General features: G+C 60.0%; 15 protein-coding genes and 1 other RNA gene. 8 read left to right on the top strand and 8 right to left on the bottom strand.

Annotated elements, in window-relative coordinates; translation table 11 throughout:
- Positions 1-200 precede the first annotated feature (200 nt).
- A complete protein-coding gene (locus tag FNU76_RS11515) occupies positions 201-1,127 on the top strand; it encodes a cation diffusion facilitator family transporter (protein WP_144278332.1) in 927 nt (308 codons plus the stop codon).
- On the opposite strand, the gene FNU76_RS11510 is transcribed toward FNU76_RS11515, so the two are convergent.
- The 6 genes from FNU76_RS11510 to ylqF all read right to left on the bottom strand — a co-directional run bounded on the left by FNU76_RS11510 (position 1,128) and on the right by ylqF (position 4,460).
- Positions 1,128-1,742, bottom strand: coding sequence for a 5-formyltetrahydrofolate cyclo-ligase (locus tag FNU76_RS11510; RefSeq protein WP_223879314.1), 615 nt, complete (start codon positions 1,740-1,742; stop codon positions 1,128-1,130). It lies immediately after the preceding gene.
- Positions 1,743-1,912: 170 nt separating this feature from the next.
- Positions 1,913-2,091: non-coding RNA, 6S RNA (gene ssrS, locus FNU76_RS11505), on the bottom strand.
- A gap of 35 nt (positions 2,092-2,126) precedes the next feature.
- The gene (locus FNU76_RS11500; protein ID WP_144278330.1) at positions 2,127-2,435 is read right to left on the bottom strand and encodes a cell division protein ZapA; all 309 of its coding nucleotides are present in this window, start codon (positions 2,433-2,435) and stop codon (positions 2,127-2,129) included.
- The gene (locus tag FNU76_RS11495; protein ID WP_144278329.1) at positions 2,432-2,647 is read right to left on the bottom strand and encodes a hypothetical protein; all 216 of its coding nucleotides are present in this window, start codon (positions 2,645-2,647) and stop codon (positions 2,432-2,434) included. The genes FNU76_RS11500 and FNU76_RS11495 overlap by 4 nt, the downstream gene beginning before the upstream one ends.
- 32 nt (positions 2,648-2,679) lie before the next feature.
- Positions 2,680-3,546: a helical backbone metal receptor gene (locus FNU76_RS11490; RefSeq protein WP_144278328.1), complete on the bottom strand. Its 867-nt coding sequence runs from the start codon at positions 3,544-3,546 to the stop codon at positions 2,680-2,682.
- Positions 3,543-4,460, bottom strand: coding sequence for a ribosome biogenesis GTPase YlqF (gene ylqF, locus FNU76_RS11485; protein ID WP_144278327.1), 918 nt, complete (start codon positions 4,458-4,460; stop codon positions 3,543-3,545). The genes FNU76_RS11490 and ylqF overlap by 4 nt, the downstream gene beginning before the upstream one ends.
- A 200-nt stretch (positions 4,461-4,660) precedes the next feature.
- Between ylqF and FNU76_RS11480 the strand changes: the two genes are divergently transcribed.
- Both FNU76_RS11480 and FNU76_RS11475 read left to right on the top strand, forming a co-directional pair.
- Entirely contained in the window at positions 4,661-5,164 is a 504-nt protein-coding gene (locus FNU76_RS11480; RefSeq protein WP_144278326.1) for a TlpA family protein disulfide reductase, read from the top strand.
- A gap of 86 nt (positions 5,165-5,250) precedes the next feature.
- Positions 5,251-5,787, top strand: a complete 537-nt coding sequence (locus tag FNU76_RS11475; RefSeq protein WP_179958439.1) for a DinB family protein — start codon at positions 5,251-5,253, stop codon at positions 5,785-5,787.
- 61 nt (positions 5,788-5,848) lie between these two features.
- Here the strand turns inward: FNU76_RS11475 and FNU76_RS11470 are convergent, their stop codons facing one another.
- Positions 5,849-9,361, bottom strand: a complete 3,513-nt coding sequence (locus tag FNU76_RS11470) for an indolepyruvate ferredoxin oxidoreductase family protein (RefSeq protein WP_144278324.1) — start codon at positions 9,359-9,361, stop codon at positions 5,849-5,851.
- Positions 9,362-9,674: 313 nt separating this feature from the next.
- Here FNU76_RS11470 and FNU76_RS11465 point away from each other — a divergent pair, with 313 nt between their 5' ends.
- The 4 genes from FNU76_RS11465 to FNU76_RS11450 all read left to right on the top strand — a co-directional run bounded on the left by FNU76_RS11465 (position 9,675) and on the right by FNU76_RS11450 (position 17,266).
- Complete coding sequence (locus FNU76_RS11465; RefSeq protein WP_144278323.1) at positions 9,675-11,702, top strand: NADPH-dependent 2,4-dienoyl-CoA reductase; 2,028 nt, start codon at positions 9,675-9,677, stop codon at positions 11,700-11,702.
- Between the two features lie 154 nt (positions 11,703-11,856).
- The gene (locus tag FNU76_RS11460) at positions 11,857-12,237 is read left to right on the top strand and encodes a diacylglycerol kinase (RefSeq protein WP_144278322.1); all 381 of its coding nucleotides are present in this window, start codon (positions 11,857-11,859) and stop codon (positions 12,235-12,237) included.
- Positions 12,238-12,311: 74 nt separating this feature from the next.
- Complete coding sequence (locus tag FNU76_RS11455; RefSeq protein WP_144278321.1) at positions 12,312-14,684, top strand: NHL repeat-containing protein; 2,373 nt, start codon at positions 12,312-12,314, stop codon at positions 14,682-14,684.
- A gap of 257 nt (positions 14,685-14,941) precedes the next feature.
- Positions 14,942-17,266 carry an NHL repeat-containing protein gene (locus tag FNU76_RS11450; RefSeq protein WP_144278320.1) on the top strand — a complete coding sequence of 775 codons (2,325 nt, stop codon included), beginning with the start codon at positions 14,942-14,944 and terminating at the stop codon, positions 17,264-17,266.
- Positions 17,267-17,359: 93 nt separating this feature from the next.
- Here FNU76_RS11450 and FNU76_RS11445 read toward each other — a convergent pair whose 3' ends face one another.
- Positions 17,360-18,508 (bottom strand): methionine aminotransferase, encoded by a 1,149-nt coding sequence (locus FNU76_RS11445; RefSeq protein WP_144278319.1) that lies wholly within the window; start codon positions 18,506-18,508, stop codon positions 17,360-17,362.
- A gap of 209 nt (positions 18,509-18,717) precedes the next feature.
- Here FNU76_RS11445 and FNU76_RS11440 point away from each other — a divergent pair, with 209 nt between their 5' ends.
- Positions 18,718-22,215 carry a hypothetical protein gene (locus FNU76_RS11440; protein WP_144278318.1) on the top strand — a complete coding sequence of 1,166 codons (3,498 nt, stop codon included), beginning with the start codon at positions 18,718-18,720 and terminating at the stop codon, positions 22,213-22,215.
- The last annotated feature ends 218 nt before the right edge of the window (positions 22,216-22,433 follow it).

Below are 22,433 nucleotides of genomic sequence, written 5' to 3'. Positions count from 1 at the left end.
TAAATAGCCCGCAATCGGCGAGCGTTGATGCGTGGTCGTTAGCGCACTAACAGGCGGCCGCTAAGGGAATGACCAGTTGGATTGTGCTTTTGGGCAAGCGCAGAAGCCGGCCCCGCTGATGTGGCAGTGTCGGAGAGACTTTTTCCGCGCTACCCCACGCCACGCGGGGAAAAGCACTAGACTCACAGGCGGAGGAGCCCATGTCCGCTCAAGCCGACTCGCACAAATTGATACGCCATGTCTTGGCGGCCAATTTCCTGATCGCCATCGCCAAGCTTGCCGCCGCCGTCTACACCGGTTCGGGTACCGTACTGGCCCAGGCCGTGCATTCATTCGCCGACTGCTGTAACCAGGGATTGCTGGCTTGGGGCCTGAAGTCGGCCAAGCCGCTGCCTTCGCTCGACTACCCGCCGGGCTGGGGCAAAGCCATCTATTACTGGTCGTATATCGCCGCCATCATCATCTTCAGCCTGGGCGGCCTGTTTGTCGTGCATGAAGGCCTGCATAAGCTGGGCGAGCCCGAGCAGATGGAAGCGCCATTGCTCGCGATCGGGGTCTTGTGGTTGAGCGCGGTCGTCGCCTTGGTGGCGCTATGGCGCTGTCTTCGCCATATCGGCCGACTGCGCGGCAGTATTCCGCTGCTGCGCTGGGCGCGGCTGAACCACCAGCACGAATTACTGCTGTTGCTGGGCGAAACGGTGGCCGACCTGGCCGGGATCGGCTTGGCGCTCTTTAGCGTGAGTTTGTCCATCCTGAGCGAGAACCCCCTGTTCGATGCGCTGGGTTGCATGGCCATCGGCCTGCTGCTGCTGGCCTTGTCGCTTTTGGTCGGTGTGGCGGTAAGGGGTTTGCTGCTGGGCCGGCGGGCCGCACCGGAACTCACCGAGGCCATCAGCCGGTATCTGGAGGCGGACCAAGCGGTGGGGCGGGTGCAGGAACTGCTCAGCCTGCAATTGGGCGAGCAGGTACTGGTGGCCATCAAGGCGGAGCTGGTGGCGGAAACCGTGGAGCAATTGGCAGCCGAGCAGGCTCGGCTGGAAGCGGGCTTGAAAGCGGCGTATCCGCAGATCGCCCGCTTGTTTCTGCAAGTTTGCCCGTTGGCGGTCTCGGCGCCCCCACCCGATTGATCAGCTGGCCGCCGCCGCGCTGCGCCGCAGCCCTTGCTCCGTCAGGATCGCATCCAATAGCACATCGTGGGGTTCGCGCGGCAGGCGCGCCAGCCCTTGGCATGCGAAGGCCACGCCGATCAGGCGGGGCTTTTTCCATTGTCGCCGCCGGCCACGAAAAGCCAGGGTGCAATCGTAATAACCGCCGCCTTGGCCCAAACGGCCGCCCTCTTCGTCAAAACCCAGCAAGGGCAAGAGCACCAGGTCCAGCCGCTGCGCGCCGATATGGCGGCGGCTGACGAACTCCTGGATGCCATAGCGATTGGCTCGCCACTGGCCGCTTGGGTCATCCAGCCGGGCGAAGCGCAAGCGGCGGCCCCGGCGCGGTACCAAGGGCAGCCAGATCTCGACGCCCCTGGCCCGCGCCAGGCGAATCAAGGGTGCCAGCGACAATTCGGAACCCACGGCGGTATAGGCGGCAATGCGCCGGCCGCGTTTGAGCAAAGGCTTGGCGCGGCGGGCAACGGCCGCTTCAGCGGCGCGGCGCTGGACAGCGGACAAGGCCATCCGCCGCCGGCGTAGTTCACGGCGCAGGTTCGCTTTGTCGCTTGTATTCTTCTGGGAAGAGGGAAACACTGATTTAACGCGCTTACGAGCGTCAGCGAGGCTCCCTCGCGGCGGCGAGGGCGGGGGGAGTAGGGCTATATAAAGCGAAGGGATGGTTCATTTGCCACGGACCGTAAGCGCCCGGCTTTGCCGGGTGGTGAATTGAGGGCTGATTACCCGCAACATCCCTTAGCAGCGTGGGGATCCCCGCGGGCGCCGTCCCGGCCCATATCTTGAACCAAAGGTTCAAGGCGCCACCAGCTACACACTATCAGGCACATCCGTCAGAGGGATGCGCGCAACAAGCGCGCTACGCCAGCAGCTAGGTCAGTATATTGGTTCAAAGAATACTGAGCCGGAACGAACGCCGCAGGGAAACTTTATGACTCGGTGCAGAAAAACGGGAGGCCACGTTCAAAACAACTGCTGCTGTTCCTTGAACGCCTCGTCGATGGTTTCCTGCATGCGGCCGATTCTACGCTTAAAGTCGGCAACATCCAAACCACCTGTAACGCGGGTGTTCATGAACTCATGCGAAATGTTCAACGCAGCCATGATGGCAATCTTATCAATACCCATCACATTGCCGCTATCGCGAATCTCACGCATCTTTCGATCCAGGAACGCAACCGCTTCCATCAAGGCCAACTCTTCTTCCGGTGGGCAAGCGATGCGGAACTCGCGGCCCATGATGGTTACGTCGAGTTGTTTGATCTCGCTCATTCGACATCCTCCGGCAGGGCTTCGGCAGGGAACTGCCCCAGCAGTGTCTCGACACGCGCCTTGGCGCCTTCCACCTTGTCGAGCAGGCGGCGGTTGTCGCTCTTCAGGGCAACGACGGTCTCGCGCAGCGCGACGTTTTCGGTACGCAACTGCTGGCATAGCTGTGCCAGCGCGGTAATTCGGTCTTCGAGGTATTGGAGATCGGCGTCCATGGCGGCCTTCACTGTGGGCGTTGCGACAAATTCTAGTCGATTTTGGTCGGCGTGGCCCGTCGCAGCGCATCGAGCCGCTTGCACAGGGCGACGGCGGCCGGCAGCACACGCAGGCCGGGGCGCCCCAGGCTGTCCGGCTCGACCGCCAGGTAGGCGGGCCGGAACGGCAGTCCACGCCAACGGGCGAACCATTGCTGCGCGGTGCTGGCCTCGGCCAATGCCACCACGGCGTCCGGCTTGGCCGCCAGCAGCGCTTCGGCCGACAACAGGGGGATTGCGGCGGGCTCGCCGCCGAAGGGGTTTCGGGTACCACAGCTACGCAATACGGCGGCGACGAACTGCTTATCATTGACCGTCATGGCCGGTTCGTCGCCCACCTGGGTCACGACCTGCAAGGGCCTGGCCTGCCGGTAACGCTGCTCCAGCGCGCGCCAACCCTGCTCGAAAGCCTGTGCCGCGGCCTCGGCCTGGCTGCCTTGGCCACTCAACTGCCCTAGTCCACGCAGGCTGCTGCCGATGGCGGCCACGCTGCCCGGTTGGCTGGCGAACACGGCGATACCCAATTCACGCAGACGCTTGGTGGCCGGCCCGGCTTGCGGTCCTTCCCAGGCCACCACCAGATCCGGCCGCAGCGCCACGATGGCTTCTACATTGAAGGCACCATACTGGCCTACCGCCGGCAAGCGCTTGGCCGCCGCCGGATAATCGCTGGCGCCGTCGCGGCCCACCAGCTTGTCGGCCGCACCGATCGCGTAGAGCAGTTCGGTGGCATGCGGACTCAGGCTGACGATGCGGCGCGCCGGCTGCGTCAGCTTGATTAGTCTATCCGCGTCGTCGCGCACTTCGATGCCATTCGCCCAGACCGGCAGACAAGCGATCAAAAACAGCCAGTGCTTCATGGGGCGCTGTCATCCGGTTCGAGATCGAGCGGGGCCTGGCCGGCATCCTCCGGCTCATGCAGCTGCATATCCATGCTGTCGTCCGGCCGCTCCAGCGAAATCCTGCCCAGGGTAGCCGCACGGAAGTCGGTCAAGATACGTTCGGCCGCCTTTTGCGCATCGATACGGTTACCCGGCAGCATGCAGCCGAGTGCGCGGGCGGCTTGTTCGAACAGGACGTCGCCCGGCTCGTTGATATCCGGCAGGCGATAACGGCTGGCGATCACCGTCGGATAATGCAACGCCATCCAGCCCATGGCATACCAGGCCACATCGACCGCATCGAAGGCATTGCGGCCGATGGTGCCGGACAGGGCCAGCTTATAGCCGTCGTTGTTGGAGGCGATCTTCGGCCACATCATCCCGGGCGTATCGACCAGGATGGTGCCCTCCGGCAATTCGATGCGCTGCTGCGACTGGGTGACGCCCGGCGTATCGGCCACCCGGGCCAGCTTGCGCTTGGCCAGGGCATTGATCAGGGTCGATTTGCCGACGTTCGGGACGCCCAGGATCATCGCCCGCACCGGCTTTTCGCCACCGATGCGGTGCGGCACCAATTGCTTGCAGAGCGCCAGCACCTTGGCGGTATCGCGCAGCTTGCCCGCCTCGTCCAAGGTGATCACCGCGCTGTCCGGCTCCTGCCGGAAATGCTGGACCCAGGCGGCGGTCACGTTCGGATCGGCCAGGTCCGCCTTGTTCAGGATCTTCAAGGTGGGCCGCTGGCGATGGAGGCGCAGCTCGTTGATCAGCGGATTGGTAGTGATGCGAGGCAGACGCGCGTCGAGCACTTCGATGACCATGTCCACCTTGGCCATGGTCTCGGCGATCTGCTTCTTCGCCTTGTTCATATGGCCGGGGAACCATTGGATCGCCATGGGTATACTCGTCTCGAATCGTCTGTGAGCGCCTGCGGCGCATCCCCAGCCCGGCACAGCTTGGGGGGGCGGGGGAATGAAAGGGGCGTGGATTATACCGCCACAGCGAAAAACGCGGAAAATCAATACAATAAGCGCCTTGCGCAACTTAAGCAGCTTGCCCTGCTCTATCCATTATCGCGTAGGAGGGATTGTTTCACATGAAACCGCTATTGAAATTCGGCATTGCCGCCGCCGTGGCGGTTGCCATCGGCACCATCCTGTACGTGGGTAACACCGCCCAGGCACAAGCGCCAAACGTGCAATACACCTCGATCAAGGGCCAGCAGACCAGCCAGGCCGCCCTGCAGGGCAAGGTGGTGCTGGTCAATTTCTGGGCCACCAGCTGCACCGGCTGCATGGCCGAAATGCCCAAGCTGGTGGAAACCCACCAAAAATTCGCCAGCCGCGGCTTCGAAACGGTGGCGGTGGCGATGAGCTACGACCCGCCCCAATACGTGGCTGCCTATACCGAGCAGAAGCAGCTGCCCTTTTTCGTGGCATTGGATGTGGACGGCAACCTGGCCCGCCAGTATGGCGACGTGAAGCTGACGCCCACCACGCTGCTGATCGACAAGCGCGGCCGCATCGTGCAACGCTACCTGGGCGAACCGGACTTCGCCCAATTGCACGCCCTGATCGAGGAAAAGCTGAAGGAAGCCTGATGGATGGCGGCTTCCAGCAGCCGGCCGGCCCTGGCGGAAGCAGCCATCCCCGCCTAAGCTCCAGAGGACGCCTTGAGGAGCCAGCCATGATCACGTGGAAAAACCACTTCCTGTACCTAGTCGACTACCAGCACTGGGCCAACGACAAACTATTCGAGTGCCTGGATAAGCTGTCGGATGAAGCACGCAAGCGCGATGAGGGGCTGTTCTTCAAAAGCATCCATGGCACCGCCAACCATCTCCTGGTGAACAATCAGCTTTGGTTCGGCCGTCTCAAGGGCGAAGCGCAGGAATCGCGCTCGGACCAGCAATTGCACGAGGAATGGCGCGAACTGAAGCAGGCGCTCAGGCAAACGGTGCGCCATACCCAGCACTGGCTGCAGGCACAGCCCCCCGAGTTCTTTGAAGGGGAGCTGCATTTCCATTCCGGTTCGGGCATGGAACATGTGAACTGGGTGCACGATGTCCTGACCCACTTCGCCACCCACTATGCCCATCACCGTGGCCAGATCGCCGCCATCGCCACCAAGCTGGGCGCGCCCATCCCCGAGATGGACTTTATCTACTACCGGCGCGATATGCAGGACAGCCTGGCCAATTCACGCTTTTCGGCGGCTGGCTAAGTAAGCCGGAAATGAAAAAACCGGCGCCACCCTAAGGTGACGCCGGTTTTTTTGCGCCCGCTTACAGCCGAACCGGTGCCGGCTTGGCTGCAGCGACCAAGGGAATGACGACGCTCTGGTAGGACTTGAGCTTGCCGTCCCAATCACGCTTCACCGAGGCGTAATTGGCCAGCTTGATATGGCCGTAGCCGCGTACCAGCTGGATCAAGCCGACGATTTCCGCCGCCTGTGCCAGCTTGTCGCCGCTCAGGCCGGCCAGCAGGATTTCCAGGCCTTGCTCGAACTCGTCGATCAGGCGGCGTTCCATCTTACGGTCCTCGGCATAACCGAATACGTCCAAGGCGCCGCCGCGCAGGCCCTTCATGCCGGCCAGCAGCTTGAACGCGCCCATGACCCAACTGCCCAGCCGGAATTTCTTGGCCTGGCCGTTCTTTGCCAGCCACTGCAGCCAGGTCGGCCCCAGACTGAAGTTGAGCGTATAGCTGCCGTCGAACTGCTCGGCCAGCTGCTTCTGGAATTCGCCGTCGGTAAACAGACGGGCAACTTCGTACTCGTCCTTGTAGGCCAGCACCTTGAAGTAGGCGCGGGCCACCGCCCAGGTCAGCAGTTCCGATTCCGGCGCGGCGCGGCGTTCGGCCAGGCGCACCTTTTCCAGTACCGTGCTGTAGCGGGCGGCATAGGCGGCGTCCTGGTACTGCGTCAGGTCGGCTACCCGGCGGGCGATAAACTCGTCCAGGGTCTGGTTGGCCAGGCGAATACTCGCCTGCACCTGCGGGAAGGCGATTTTTTCCACCATGATGCGGTCCACCGCGGCATGGCGTCCCCAGACAAAGGCCTGCTGGTTCATCTGCACGGCGGCGCCGTTCAACTCGATGGCCTGCATGATGGACTCGCCCGTCACCGGGATCAGCCCCTTTTGCCAGGCGAAACCCAGCATGAACATATTGGTGGCGATCGAATCGCCCATCAGCGCGGTGGCAATCTGGGTGGCGTCGACCTGGTCGAAATGGCTGTCGCCGACCGCCTGCCGTACCGTGTTCAACATCGAATGGGCCGGGAACTTCATGTCCGGATTCTTGGTGAAGTCGCCGGTGCTGGCTTCATAGCCGTTGAGCAGCGCATGGGTGAAGCCAGGACGCATCTTGGCCAGGCAATCGTTGGTGGCGGTCACCACCATATCGCAACCCAGCACCACATTGGCGTCGCCGGCGGCGATGCGGACGGCGTACAGCTTGTCCTGCTCGCGCGCAAAGCGCAGATGGGTGGTCACCGCACCGCCCTTTTGCGCCAGGCCGGTCTGGTCCAGCACGGTGGCGCCGATCTCGTCGATCCGCGCCGCCATGCCCAGTACACCGCCGATGGTCACCACGCCGGTACCGCCCACGCCCGTGACCAGCACGCTCCAGGGATGATCCAGCGCGGGAAGGGTCGGTTCAGCCAGGGACGGCAAGCCGGCATAGGCATCCGCGCCGCGCTTGGAGCGCTTGGGCTTGGCATCGCCTTCCAGTGTGACGAAGCTGGGGCAGTAACCCTTCAGGCAGCTGAAGTCCTTGTTGCAGCTGGACTGGTCGATCTTGCGCTTGCGGCCGTACTCGGTTTCCATCGGGATGACCGACAGGCAGTTCGATTGCTTGCTGCAATCGCCGCAACCTTCGCAAACCCGCTCATTGATCACCACCCGGCGCGGTGGATCGATCATTTTGCCGCGTTTGCGACGGCGACGCTTCTCCGCCGCGCAAGTCTGGTCATGAATCAGGATGGTGACGCCGGGAAGCTCGCGCAGTTCGCGCTGGATGCGGTCCAACTCATCGCGGTGATGGATGGTGATACCCGCCGCCAAGCCGGTGACGCCCTTGTATTTTTCCGGTTCGTCGCTGGTGATGACGATCTTGTTGACGCCCTCCGCTTCCAGCTGGCGCGTCAGCATCGGTACCGTCAAGGTGCCATCCACCGATTGGCCGCCCGTCATCGCAACGGCATCGTTGTACAGCAGCTTGTAGGTGATATTGAGCTTGGCGGCCACGGCCTGGCGGATGGCCAGGATGCCGGAGTGGAAGTAGGTGCCGTCGCCCAGGTTGACGAACATATGCTTGGTGTCGGTAAACGGCTGGATACCGGCCCAGGTGACCCCTTCGCCGCCCATCTGGCTGAACATCTTGGTACCCGGCGTCACCCACATGGCCATGTAGTGGCAGCCGATACCGGCCAGCGCCAGCGAACCTTCCGGCAGCTTGGTCGAGGTATTGTGCGGACAGCCCGAGCAAAAGTACGGCTGGCGCAGGATGATGTCGCGCGGCTTCTTCAGCGCGTTTTCCTTTTCATCCAGGAAGTTCAGGCGCTCTTCGATCACCGGACTGGTATAGAAACGGGCGATACGGCCGGCGATCACCCGGGCGATCATGGCCGGCGTCAATTCGCCGGCGGCCGGCAGCAGCCAGTTGCCTTCCGGCAGGGTCCACTCGCCCTTCTCGTCGAACTTGCCGATCACGCGCGGGCGCACGGCTTCCTGCCAGTTGTAGAGCTGTTCCTTCAGCTGGTACTCCAGCACCTGGCGCTTTTCTTCCACCACCAGGATCTCGTCGAGGCCTTCGGCGAAGGCGTGGGTGCCCTCGGACTCCAGCGGCCAGGTCAGGCCCACCTTGAAGATGCGCAGACCGATATCGGCCGCCAGCTTTTCGTCAATGCCCAGGTCGTCCAGCGCTTGCATGACATCGAGATAGCTCTTGCCCGAAGTCATGATGCCCAGGCGCGGCTTGGGCGAGTCGACCACGATGCGATTGAGCTTATTGGCCCGTACATAGGCCAGCACGGCGTACAGCTTGTGATGCAGCAGGCGTTCTTCCTGCACCAGCGGTGGATCGGGCCAGCGGATATTGAGGCCGCCATCCGGCATATTGAAATCGGCGGGCAGTACCGGCTGCACCCGGTTCGGATCGATATCGACGATGGCGGACGATTCCACCGTATCGGAAATCGCCTTGAGCGTGACCCAGCAGCCGGAATAGCGGCTCATGGCCCAGCCATGGATACCGAAGTCGAGGAACTCCTGCACGCCGGCCGGGTTCAACACCGGCACCATAAAGGCATCGAAGGCGTGGTCGGTCTGGTGCGGCAGGGTGGAGGACTTGGCGGCATGGTCATCGCCGGCGATCAGCAATACGCCGCCCAAGGCCGAGGAGCCGGCCGCATTGCCGTGGCGGATCACGTCGCCCGAGCGGTCCACGCCGGGTCCCTTGCCGTACCACATGGCGAACACGCCTTCGTATTTTGCGCCGGGGAACAGGCCGACCTGCTGGGAACCCCAGACGGCGGTCGCGCCCAGGTCTTCGTTGACACCGGGAAGGAAGACGACGTTATGCGGATCCAGGTATTTCCTGGCACGCGCCAGTTCCTGGTCCAGGCCACCCAGCGGCGAGCCACGATAACCCGAGATAAAGCCGGCGGTATTGAGCCCGGCCGCCTGATCGCGCTGATGTTGCAACATCGGCAAACGCACCAGCGCCTGCGTGCCGGTCATGAACGCACGGCCGGATGCCAGGGCGTACTTGTCATTCAGGGAAATGAGATTTCCCATAGGTCTCTCCTTCTTTGGCTGAAGGCCGCCGCTCGATTAGGCAGCGGTCGTGGCTATCTTCGTTTTAGCTTGTGGCTGCCCGAAGTTCGGGCGGTTTTCGGCCGCCGGTGCGCGCGCATTCTAGGCGCTTTCTTGAGCAAATGCTCGACTTGTTTGACGTTAACGTCAATCAAACAATTTGCCAAGCTTAGCAAGCGCTCGATTGACTACTTACTGATTAGTAAGTATCTTTTCGCTCAAGTACTTATCGATACACCTTAGACTGTCTGTAAATAGCGCCAAGATTGGCGACAACACCGTCCCGGAGACAAAAATGGCACATGCACGCTACCCCAAACTGCTGGAACCGCTCGACCTCGGCTTCACGACTTTGAAAAACCGCGTCCTGATGGGTTCCATGCACACCGGCCTGGAAGAATCGCCCAATGGTTTCGAACGCATGGCGGCCTTCTACGCCGAGCGCGCCCGCGGCGGCGTAGGCCTGATCGTGACCGGCGGCGTGGCGCCCAATGAAGCGGGCCGCGTGTACGAAGGCGGTGCGATGTTGCATAACGCCGACGAAGTGGCCCACCACCGCATCGTTACCGATGCCGTGCATGCCGCCGGCGGAAAGATCTGCCTGCAGATCCTGCATACCGGCCGTTATTCCTTCCAGCCCAAGCCGGTCGCGCCCTCCCCGATCACCTCGCCGATCGCCTTCTACGAACCCCTGGAACTGACCGACGAGCAGATCCTGCAAACCATGGACGAGTTCGCCCGTTGCGCCGAGCTGGCCAAGGAAGCCGGCTATGACGGCGTGGAAGTCATGGGCAGCGAGGGCTACCTGATCAACCAGTTCATCGCCGCCAAGACCAATAAGCGCACCGACCGCTGGGGCGGCAGCTTTGAAAATCGCATCCGCTTCCCGGTCGAAACCGTCAAGGCGGTGCGCGAGCGGGTCGGCCGCGAATTCATCATCATCTATCGCCTGTCCATGCTGGACCTGGTGGACAACGGCTCGGTACTGGACGAAACCATCCAGTTGGCCAAGGCGGTCGAAGCGGCCGGCACCACCATCATCAATACCGGCATCGGCTGGCATGAAGCGCGCATTCCCACCATCGCCACCATGGTGCCGCGCGCCGGCTTTACCTGGGTGACCAAGAAGCTGATGGGCCACGTGGGGATTCCCTTGGTGACCACCAACCGCATCAATATGCCGGAGGTCGCCGAAGAAGTACTGGCTCGCGGCGATGCCGATATGGTTTCGATGGCCCGCCCCTTCCTGGCCGATCCGGACTGGGTCAACAAGGCTGCCGAAGACCGTGCCCTCGATATCAATACCTGTATCGGCTGCAACCAGGCCTGTCTGGACCATATCTTCCAAGCCAAGATGACCAGCTGCCTGGTCAATCCGCGCGCCTGCCACGAAACCGAGCTGAATTATCTCCCCACCACCGCCGCCAAGAAGCTGGCCGTGGTTGGCGCCGGCCCGGCCGGCATGGCCTTCGCCTCGATTGCCGCCGAGCGCGGCCATGAGGTGACCCTGTTCGAGGCCAATGGTGAGATCGGTGGACAGTTCAATGTCGCCAAGAAGGTACCGGGCAAGGAAGAGTTCCACGAAACCCTGCGCTACTACCGCCGTCGCCTGGAGCAGAGCGGCGTGCGCGTGCTCTTGAACCAGCGCGCCGACGCGGCCGCGCTGAGCGGCTACGACGAAGTCATCCTGGCGACCGGCATCCAGCCGCGCCGGCTGGATATCCCCGGCATCGACCATCCCAAGGTCTTGAGCTACCTGGACGTACTGCGCCATGAGAAAACCGTGGGCAAGAACGTGGCCATCATCGGCGCGGGCGGTATCGGCTTCGACACCGCCGAATACCTGACCCACGAAGGTACCCCCACCAGCCTGGACGCCGATGCCTTCCTGCGCGAATGGGGCATCGACAAGACCTTGACGGAAAAAGGCGGACTGGCCAGCCAGGGCGCCAAGCCGCACGGCTCGCCCCGCAAGGTCTGGCTACTGCAGCGCAAGACCAGCAAGGTCGGCGATGGCCTGGGCAAGACCACCGGCTGGATCCACCGTCAAAGCCTGAAGATGAAGCAGGTCGAGATGGTCTCCGGCGTCAGCTACGACAAGATCGACGATGCCGGCCTGCATATCACCGTCAAGGGCCAGCCGCAGGTGCTGCCGGTGGATCACGTGGTGATTTGCGCCGGCCAGGAGCCTTTGCGTGAATTGGAGTCGGTCCTGCAAGCGGCAGGCAAGACGGTGCACCGTATCGGCGGCGCCGACGTGGCCGCCGAGCTGGACGCCAAGCGCGCTATCGACCAGGGCTCGCGTCTGGCGGCGGCAATCTGACGCGGAAACGATTCCGCTAAAGGCTCGCCTCGCGAAGCGCATCCGCGAGGCGAGCCAATCTGCCTGTCATCTACCCGCTGCAAGCTGTGCTTGCGCTGCCTGCGCGGCGCGACTGTTTGGTATCCTCCGGCCCAGACGAACAGGAGCGCAGCAAATGAATAACGCAGAGAGCCCCTTCAAGGGCAAGACAGGCCTGCAGCGGTTGATCAACGCCACCGGCTATTCCATCGATGGCTTCAAGGCCGCCTGGCTGCATGAATCGGCTTTCCGCCAGATCTGCCTGCTGGCCATTGCAGGCATCGGGCTGGCGCTATGGCTGCCCTTGCCGCCCTGGGGCCGGGCACTGATCGTCTTTGCCCATTTTCTCAGCATCGTGGTGGAGCTGATCAATTCGGCCATCGAAGCCGCCGTCGACCATACCTCGCTCGATCACCACCTCCTGGCCAAGCGGGCCAAGGACCTGGGCAGCGCCGCGCAATTGGCCAGCCTGGTCAATATGGCCATTATCTGGGGCATCGTACTGAACCATTTCTGACCGCGCTCGCTCTAAAGCGCGAGCGCAGACCCTCGCCGGCCTGCCGCCCCTATTAAAAATTCAGGAGGTCAGTCGTGCCCCAACCCCAAGCATTCCATTCAACGCTTGTCCGTACCCTGCTGGGCCTTATGCTCTGCTGTATGGCCATGCTGGCTGCCTGCAAGCGACAGGACCCGGAAAACCAGTCGGGCGACATGGTACTCACTGCCTCCGCCACCGAGGTGTATGCCGGCCTCGCCACGCCGGTCAAACTGACCGTCAGCGGGCAACTGCCAAGCGACACCATCAGCTGGTCCCTGGCCGGCCCGGGCAGCCTCAGCGCCACCACCGGCAGCAGCGTGCAATACACGCCGCCCGCCAGTATTCCCAATGAGGACAGCGCCATGATCAGCGCCAGCCGCAACGGCGGCAGCCCGGCCCAAGTCACTATCAAGCTCCACCCAGCCGCACCGCTGGCCTTGCTGGCCGGCAATCTCGGCGGCGCCGGCAACCTGGACAGCAAACTGGCAACCGCGGCACGTTTCTATGGCCCCTCGGCGGTGGTGCTGGATAGCGCGGGCAACAGCTATATGGCCGATACCGCCAATCACACCATCCGCAAGATCAGTCCGACCGGCGAGGTCAGCACCTTGGCCGGCGCGGCCGGCAAGCCCGGCAGCGTGGACGGCAGCGGCGCCACGGCGCGTTTCTACGAACCGCAAGGCCTTGCCCTGGATAGCAGCGGCAATCTCTACGTGGCCGATAGCGGCAACCATACCATCCGCATGGTCAGCGCGACCGGCGTGGTCAGCACCGTGGCCGGCCTGGCCGGCAGTGCCGGCGCGGTGGACGGCTCCGGCGCCGAAGCACGATTTTTCCGGCCGACCGGCCTCGTGGTCGATGGCGCTGCCAATCTCTATGTCAGCGACAGCGCCAATCACGCCCTGCGGCTGATCAATAGCGGCGGCCTGGTCCGTACCCTGGCCGGCCAGGCCGGCGCACGCGGCAGCAATGACGGCTTCGGCACGGCTGCCCGCTTCGATACGCCGCAGGGCCTGGCCCTCGGCAAGGACGGCAACCTCTATGTGGCCGATGCCAACCATCTGGTCCGCAAGATCACACCCGCCGGCCAGGTCGATACCCTGGCGGGCACGGCCGGCGCGCCCGGCAATGCCGATGGCACCGGCACGGCCGCCCGCTTCTACGATCCGCGCGGCCTGAGCGCCGATGCCAACGGCAACATCTATGTGGCGGACACCTTCAACGCCACCATCCGCAAGATCAATCCGGCCGGCGTGGTCAGCACGCTCGCCGGCGCGGCGGGGCAATCCGGCAGCGCCGACGGCCTGACGAACGGCGCGCGCTTCCACCTGCCGCTGGGCCTGGCCAACGATGCGGCTGGTAATGTCTATGTTGCCGACAGCGGCAACAACACCTTGCGCCGTATCACGCCACAGGGACTGGTCGATACCGTGGCCGGCACCGCCGGCGTGCGTGGCAGCATCGATGCCGTCGGTGCTGCGGCACAGTTCAATGGCCAGCACGGCCTGGCCAGCGACGCCGCCGGCAATGTCTATGTCGCCGATACCGCCAACTCGACCATCCGCAAGATCAGTTCGACCGGCGTCGTCACGACCCTGGCCGGCACCGCCGGCGTCAATGGCAGCGCCGATGGCATGGCCGGCGAAGCGCGTTTCTATGCCTCGCAGAGTGTTGCCATCGATGGCAGCGGCAATCTTTACGTAGCCGATACCGCCAACAGCACGGTGCGCAAGATCAGCCCGAACGGCCAAGTCAGTACCTTTGCAGGTGTAGCCGGACAGTCCGGCCATGTGGATGGCGTGGGGGACGAAGCCCGCTTCTATCTACCACAGGGGGTCACGACCGATCCCGCCGGCAATGTCTATATCAGCGATACCCTGCTGGACAAGAACACGCCTCGCTATAGCGCGGTCATCCGCAAGATCACGCCGGTAGGCCGTGTCACTACCATGGCAGGCAGCGGCGTACTGGGCGGCGCCGACGGCTTGGGCGCCACCGCCAGTTTCAATGAGCCACGCGGCTTGGCCAGCGACGAAGCCGGCAATATCTATGTGGCCGACAGCGCCAACGCCACCATCCGGCGGATCACCCCTGCGGGCATCGTCAGCACCCTGGCCGGCAGTGCCGGAAATAGCGGCAGCAGGAACGGCATCGGTGCGCTGGCCCAGTTCAACAATCCCACCGGCCTGACCGTCGGCGCGGATGGCTTTATCTACGTGGCCGACACCGGCAATCACCTGATCCGCAAGGTTGGCCTGGACGGTACGGTGACCACGGTCGCCGGCGATCAGTTGCAATTGCAGCGCGGCATCAGCCTGGGCAGCTTGCCGGGTGGACTGGACAGCCCGGTCGATATCCGCCATCTCGGCGGTAACCGCTTTGCCGTCAGCAGCGGCAACGCCATCCTCACGCTGACCTTGCCTTAGTAGCGAAAACTTGGGCGCTGCTCGCAAGGAGCTTCGTCCCGCCCGGGCCGGTTTAAAGCCGGTCCGGGCCCAATGATAATAATTCACAAACGGCCGTTTAGCGCCACAAGCCGCCTGGAAACTAGCGTATCGTGCCGGCGCATTACCGCTGCCGCTCCATCGCAGCCCGCATTTCCAATCCAAATTAAATAATCCGAAAGCCAAGCGCCGACCGGCTAAGGCTCGCGCCTGCTTTCGTCATACCCGAGGAAACGCTCTTGTCTTATCCACAACATGCCAAGCTCAACCGAATTGCATTGGGTCTGTCGCTCTCCTGCCTGCTGATGCTCGGTGCATGCGGCGGTGGCGGCACCGAAAACCAAAGCGGCAATATGACGCTGGCTGCGTCCGCTTCCGAAGTCGTCGTCGGCGCCAGCGCCAGCCCCATCACCCTGACCGCGACCGGCCAAGCCGGCACCGTCAGTTGGACCCTGACCGGCCCCGGCAGCCTCAGCGCCACCACCGGTAGCAGCGTGCAGTACACACCGCCGGCCACCGTCGCTGCGGATGAAAGCGTCACCATCAGCGCCAGCGTCAACGGCGGCAGTCCGGCTCAGCTCGTCATCAAGCTGCATCCGTCCGCCATTGCACTGCTGGCCGGCAATATCGGCGGCTTGGGCGATCTCGACGGCCAAGCCGCAGCGGCACGCTTCATGCAACCGGAAGCGGTTGCGGTAGATGCCGCCGGCAATATCTACATCGGCGATGACGTCAGCCATACCCTCCGCAAGATCAGCGCCGCCGGCGTGGTCAGTACCCTGGCCGGCACAAGCGGCCAATGGGGCGATACCGATGGAACCGGTCCCGCCGCCCGTTTCTCCTATTTCAGCCAGCTCGCCGCCGATGCAGACGGCAATGTCTATTTGGCCGACAAGGAAGTCATCCGCAAGATCACGCCGCAAGGCGTGGTCAGCACCCTGGCCGGCAAGCTCGGCGAGAAGGGCGATGCGGACGGTACCGGTGCCGAGGCACGCTTCGCGAGCCCGACAGGCTTGGCCGTCGATGCTGCCGGCAATGTGTACGTTAGCGATAGCGACAAATACACCATCCGCAAGATCACGCGCGGGGGCGTGGTCAGCACGCTAGCCGGACAATCGGGCGTCAAGGGGAGCAACGACGGAACCGGTCCCGCCGCGCGTTTCGAATCTCCCGCCTCGCTGGCGCTGGACAAGCAGGGCAATCTGTTTGTTGAAGACCGCGATACCATACGCAAAATCTCCGCGGCCGGCGCGGTCAGCACGGTGGCCAATGCAATCGGTAGCGGCGGCCAACTCCTTCCGCCCAAACTGGCCATCGACGCAGACGGTAATTTCTATCTGACCGATTACGAGCGGAATGTCATCCGCCGGATCAGCCCGGCCGGTGCGATCAGCATCTTTGCCGGTGCGGACCAGGCCGGTAGCGCCGACGGCGCGCTTGCGGTGGCCCGCTTCAATCGGCCACGTGGCTTGGCCAGCGATGCAACCGGCAATCTCTATGTCGCCGACAGCGTCAATGGCTTGCTGCGCAAGATCAGCCCGCAAGGCCAGGTGAGCACGGTAGCCGGCCTGGCCGGCATCCGGGGCAGCGTGGACGGCAACGGCGCCACCGCTTCGTTCAACGAACAGCACGGTTTGACCAGCGATACCGCCGGCAATCTCTATGTCGCCGATACCGCCAATTCCGTCATCCGCAAAATCAGCCCCACCGGTACCGTCACGACCGTAGCCGGCCAAGCCGGCCAGACCGGCACCGCCGACGGCCAAGGCACGGCCGCACGCTTCAACCGGCCGAACGACCTGGCCATCGATGCAGCCGGCAATCTGTATATCGCCGATACCGATAACTACACCATCCGCAAGATCACGCCGAGCGGCATGGTCAGTACATTTGCGGGCCAAGCCGGCCAGCATGAGGTACTCGATGGCAAGGGTAGCGCGGCAGGTTTCGACAAGCCCTACGGCATCGGCATCGACCCAGCCGGCAATCTCTACGTCGCCGATACGGACTTCATCAAGATCGACTCGCATTTCAGCGCGACGATCCGCAAGATCACGCCGGACGCCGTGGTCAGCACCGTGGCCGGTACGCGATGGGAAAAAGGCAGTGCCGATGGTATCGGTTCGCAGGCTCGCTTCATGGAGCCGCGCGGCATGGTCAGCGATGCAGCCGGCAATATCTATATCGCCGACAGCCACAATGCCACCATCCGCAAGCTTAGCCCCAGCGGCGTCGTCAGCACCTTGGCCGGCCAGGCCCGCGGTATCGGCGGCGGGATCGTAGGCAGCAGCGACGGCACCGGCACGCAGGCCCAGTTCAACAAGCCGACCGGCCTGACCATCGACGCAGCGGGCAACCTGTACGTGGCGGATAGCGGCAACAACCTGATCCGCAAGGTTACCCAAGCCGGCGTAGTCACCACCGTCGCCGGTAACAAAAAGCGCGGTACGGTGCTGGGCGCCTTGCCGGGCAGCCTGGACAATCCGACCAATATCCGCTTCCTTGGCGGCCAGCGCTTCGCCGTCACCAGCGGCAATGCCATCCTGACGCTGACCTTGCCTTAGCAGGACGGGCTCGGGCGGCAGCAGTCCCGAGTGTTGTTGCCGAATAGCGCCTACTCCCTCGCCCGCCGGCGGGGGAGTCTCCCCCTCCCCGCTCTAGGTTAAACGTCCAAGCCGTTCAATTGCAGCATCCAGCGTTTCTGCCTTCTTGGCGAAGCAGAAACGTACCAGCTTATTGTTTCGGCCATCCGCATAGAAGGCCGAAACCGGGATGCTTGCCACGCCATGCTCGCGGGTCAGCCACTCGGCGAATGCCAGCTCGCCCAAATCGGGCCGTATTCTTGAATAGTCCGCCAGCTGAAAATAAGTAGCCGCGCTAGGCAAAAGCTCGAAGCCTGCCGCCCGCAAACCCATCGCCAGCCGATCGCGCTTGGCCTGATAGAACGCCGCCAAACCTTGCCAATGCCCGGCTTGGCGCAGATGCGCCGCCAGGGCGTGTTGCATGGGCGTGGAAACCGAGAACACCAGGTACTGGTGCAGCTTGCGGAACTCCGCCGTCAAGGCCGGTGCCGCCACGCAATAACCCACCTTCCAGCCGGTGGCATGGAAAGTCTTGCCGAACGAGTACACCGCGAAGCTGCGTGTCCGCAATTGTGGATGGCTCAATACGCTGGCGTGCCGGCGGCCATCGAACACCAGGTGCTCATAGACTTCGTCGCTTAGTACCAGCAGATCGTGCCGCTCGGCGATCTCCGCCAGGGCGGCCAGATCGGCTTGGGAAAAAACACTGGTGGCCGGATTGTTGGGATTGTTGACGATGATCAGCCGCGTCCGCCCGCTGACGGCAGCCGCCACGGCCGCCCAATCGACGGCGAAATCCGGCGCCGCCAGGCTGATGCGTACCGGCACGGCGCCCTGCGCCACGATGGCCGGCGCATAGCTATCGTAAGCCGGCTCCAGAATGATGGCCTCGTCGCCACTCCGCAGCACCGTTGCGATCGCGGTATAGAGCGCTTGGGTGGCGCCGGCGCAGACGGTGATCTCATGATCCGCATCCACTTCCAGACCGCCGGCGGCAGCCATCTTGGCCGCGATGGCCTGCCGCAATGCCGGCAGGCCCGGCATGGGAGCGTACTGGTTATGTCCCTCCCGCATGGCCGCCGTCACGCCTTCCAGCAGGCTGGCATCGCAGGCGAAATCGGGGAAACCCTGGGAGAGGTTGATGGCGCCTGTTTCGGCGGCCAGGGCGCTCATGCGGCTGAAGATGGTGAGGCCGAGGTCGGGGAACTTGGACTGGATGGGCATGGAGGGGGCTCGGTTAGCGCGACCTCGCCATGCTGCCTGTCGGCTGTCGAGGCGACAAGTAGCCATTGGCGATGAGTTGGAAGCCATGGGTGCTATAGCCGTTCAGGAAGGAAAAAACCGGCCTTTCCGTTTACCAGGTGGCAGCTATGGGGTTTGGCGCGATATAGCAGTAAAAAAGCGTTAAGTTATTGTTTTTTTGAAAGTTCGCAATGGTGCTGCTCGGTATAATTCAAAAAATTTGGTATTTACATATTTCCGCTTTGGAAGGACAGAATAATATGGGCACGGTTAATTATCTATTGCCATTTCATGGCCTTGGCCCCAGAACGCAGATCGAGTGCAAAAGCAAGGTAAATCATTTTGAATCCGCTTTCCAGGCGGCAAGCACCATTCTGAAGGAGTACGACATTACCCCCAAGGAATTAATCAATTTGATTTTTTGCCCTGTGGATACGGACCTATTACCCGAGCCTATGAAAAAGGCGATGAACGAAAATCAAGCGCTTAACGCCTTGGTCAGTAATATTCGAGCCTCGATTAAATATGAAAAAAAATTCTATCATTGCCTTCTGGATCTGCTCCCCTTCCAGCATGCTCGCTTATCGGCCTCCGGCAATAAGCTATTGGCTTATTTGGCAGCGTGCGACAATCCGGCCTGCATAAAAATGACAGGATATCTGGATATCGAACAAACAAAAAAAATCATCAGGTCTTTTTTTTGCAATGGCAGTCTCATTGCTTTCGACAATTACGCTTTAAGCAATATTTCATTCTCCGCTGGAGAACAATCCCTATGCCTAATGGACCACAATGGAAGCCCATTTACCATGGGCAACACCAGCTTGCAGGCAATCAGGCCTCACCTGGATTACCTTAAAGATCCAATATCAGGCAAGGAGGCATTCATGGACATAAACCTGAATGAACCGCCCAAAAGAAATGATGAGATGGTTTTAAACTACAAAAATTCTGCTGGCGTTGCATTTGGTGATATGCATGGAAATTTGATCATGGCGCTTCATCAATTAGTTCAGCTTGGTGTAATTGAGGAATTTCCCCCCGATGTTTGGAAAACCATTAAAGCAGCCTTAGGCAATGGCATTCAGGGCCAAGATAAGCTGAAAGACCTTCTTGAAATGCATATCAAAAGCATCGGATTACAGGATGAAATAGATATAGAGCCCAAAAGGAAAAGAATGTTGCTTTATGTGGGCGATGTAATTGGCGACCGATGCGGCAATGAATTTAAAACGAGTTGTTTTTTTACTAACCTAATTAAAAAACACAAACTCAATATCCATCTACGTGCAGGCAACCACGACGTTGAATCGACTAAGGGAATCTTGGACAATGACGCGCGAAAAATACGTTTCTATGATAGCGAAGGCAATGAAACCAATGCGAGAGGCCTGCTGGTGGATAGAAACGGAAGATTCATTTCGGCTGACAGATCAACCACGTTAAAGCCCACTTTTGAAAATAAAGAAAAGGCGGCAATTTCCGCTATAAAAACGACGGAAGAGATATACAATCCGCTCCAACCCTATATTGACCCCGATAATCTGCCAACAACAGATGCTGAAGCCGCTATACAGATACGCTCCAGGGCTAAGCCTGGGCTATACCGTAGCCTTTTTGCCTTGTGTAATGCACTCAATGACGCGGGACAGCTTGCTGGCCCTGGGAATAAAGTTACTCGTGATGGGTTTTTTCTCGATATGCGAGAAACAATACTGCCACGTATGAACTTGGTGGGCAGTAGTCCAGATGGCAAATGTGGCATTATTCATGCCCCTGCGAGCGAAGAACTCTTTTTGAGGGTCTTTTTGCAAGCCTGCGGCAAGGACATCCCCGAAAGCGATTTCAAGATACTGGAGGCAAAGTATCAAGAAGCGCTGGGAAACCCTGGCAATTCAAAAAAAGACAACCCGACATGCTATACAAACGAAAAGGAGTATTTCGATATACGGTATGCATATGACTGCATGACAATGGACACGAAGAATAATGTAATAAATGATTTTTGGCAAAGTTTGATTTCGCCAGATAAATGGGGTGCCAAACACTTACAATCCGCGCTGCTGGATATCAGGGGCGATGACACACCATTAATGCAATTTGTAAATATAAGATTGAGAGATCCACAGGTAAAGATCCCCCAAATAATAGGGAACTATAAAAAAATCCTGCATGGCCATACCGAATCAATCTCTCAGCAATCGGTAGAATGGCGCACTCAGCTAGAGGCAATAAAGAAATTTTTAATTTATATTAAGGGTATAAAAAATTGGGACGAGTCGATAAAGAATGAAAAATTTGCATTTGAATTTATCGGGGAATTAATGAAACTAGCCGTATTGGGACCGAATACCACAGACACCTTGACGCCGCTGATTGATTTGGTTAGAGATCTCTTCAGATTCATCGCCGACAAGATGGATCCACAAAGATTAAAAACCCTAGCAGCCGCGAATGAGTTTGCAGATGCAAAATGCGCCGTAATTCAGCGCGAGCAGAAAGATGATCAGAAAGATAAAGAGATAGCGAAATTGATCCTGACCGTCTCTATGCCCGGCTCAAAGGTCACCACGGAGGGCGAAGCGCTCTTACAAGGAGAATTAGCTAAAGTACAATACGACTGGCTTACTGATAAGCAGAAAGTGGCTACTAATTTTAAAGATAAAGAACTTGCTTACCAGGAGCAGCTGGCTCGCAAGCCCTCTGGCAAATTTGTCACTTTCCTGGCCAAAACCAAAGAAATTGAAGCCATTAGGGCATTTGAGGCCGATCTATTCAAAATCACCACATCGGGCAGTACCAAAGATCTGCGAGAGAAACTTGATTCGCTTACTACGCGGCTAAATGATCCTGCCACCGAATTAGGTTATCTGACTTGGTATGGTTTGAAGTCAGCAATGATGGGCGCCAAGGATTGGGATACCGACTTTACGAGAAAAGCAGATGCAAGCTATATGTTTACACTGCTTGAATATATCGAGAGCCTTCGTATGGATGGCATCGAACTTCCTGCGGATAGCATCACCAAACTAGGCAACCTGAAAAATGCTGTGCAATCCTTTAAGGCGGAACTGGTGGACTCCCCGGTTACTAAGCGTAACAAAAACATACTGAAAAAAGAGTTCAAGGAAATAATCACGCAGCTTGCAGAAATTGCCAGGATACTGCCGGATAACGAGCTGGTTTTTCAAAAAATAACCTCGTTCGACAAAAATACCATCCGCGATCCCTTGGTCGATAAAGCATCAGAGCACATGGGGATCGACGCCATCGCGATACAGCCTTTTATAAAGACCGAAATAACCTGGTTAATGCGCTTGCTCGAATTTAAAACTTCGACCCCGCGTAACAGTCTATCACTGACTTTTATAGGGACGTTAATGGGGAGGGATGTTTCAAGGGTTTTTTCAGAAAAAGAATTGGTGGAAGAAGAGCTGGAAAAATTAGTAACCTATTTGGAGAACAAGCAAGCGGAATTTAACAAGGGCTTGACTAAGGAACAAAAAGAAAAATTCAAGTCCACCGAAGCCTACACCGAATATGTTGGACTGGATAACATTGGTGGCAAAGACGTTGACGACAGAAAAGTGATTAAGCCAGTACACTTCTTCGGTCGCAAATTTGTCAGCGAGCCTGCGCCCATCAAGCGCAATCCCGCGCCACTCCCGCCTCTCCCAAGGGCACGCTGATTGAATTCGCGAACGAGCGCCGGGTGCATGGTTATTGTCCCTTTAGATGGCGGCCAGCTCATTCATGCAGGCGGAAGAAGCGTGCTACATGGAAGCACCATGACATGGTGCAGTTCCCTACTCGGTCCCAACACGACAAAATTCTGAAGGCACGTCAGAATTCCGAAAGATGGAAAGTCTATTTTATGACAAAAATTTTATTAACGTGCAAATTTTTG

It is taken from the genome of Chitinimonas arctica (genome assembly GCF_007431345.1).
GTDB classification, from domain to species: Bacteria; Pseudomonadota; Gammaproteobacteria; order Burkholderiales; family Chitinimonadaceae; genus Chitinimonas; species Chitinimonas arctica.
Note: the sequence above shows the minus strand (reverse complement) of the source record. Positions and strands in the feature narration are given on the sequence as shown.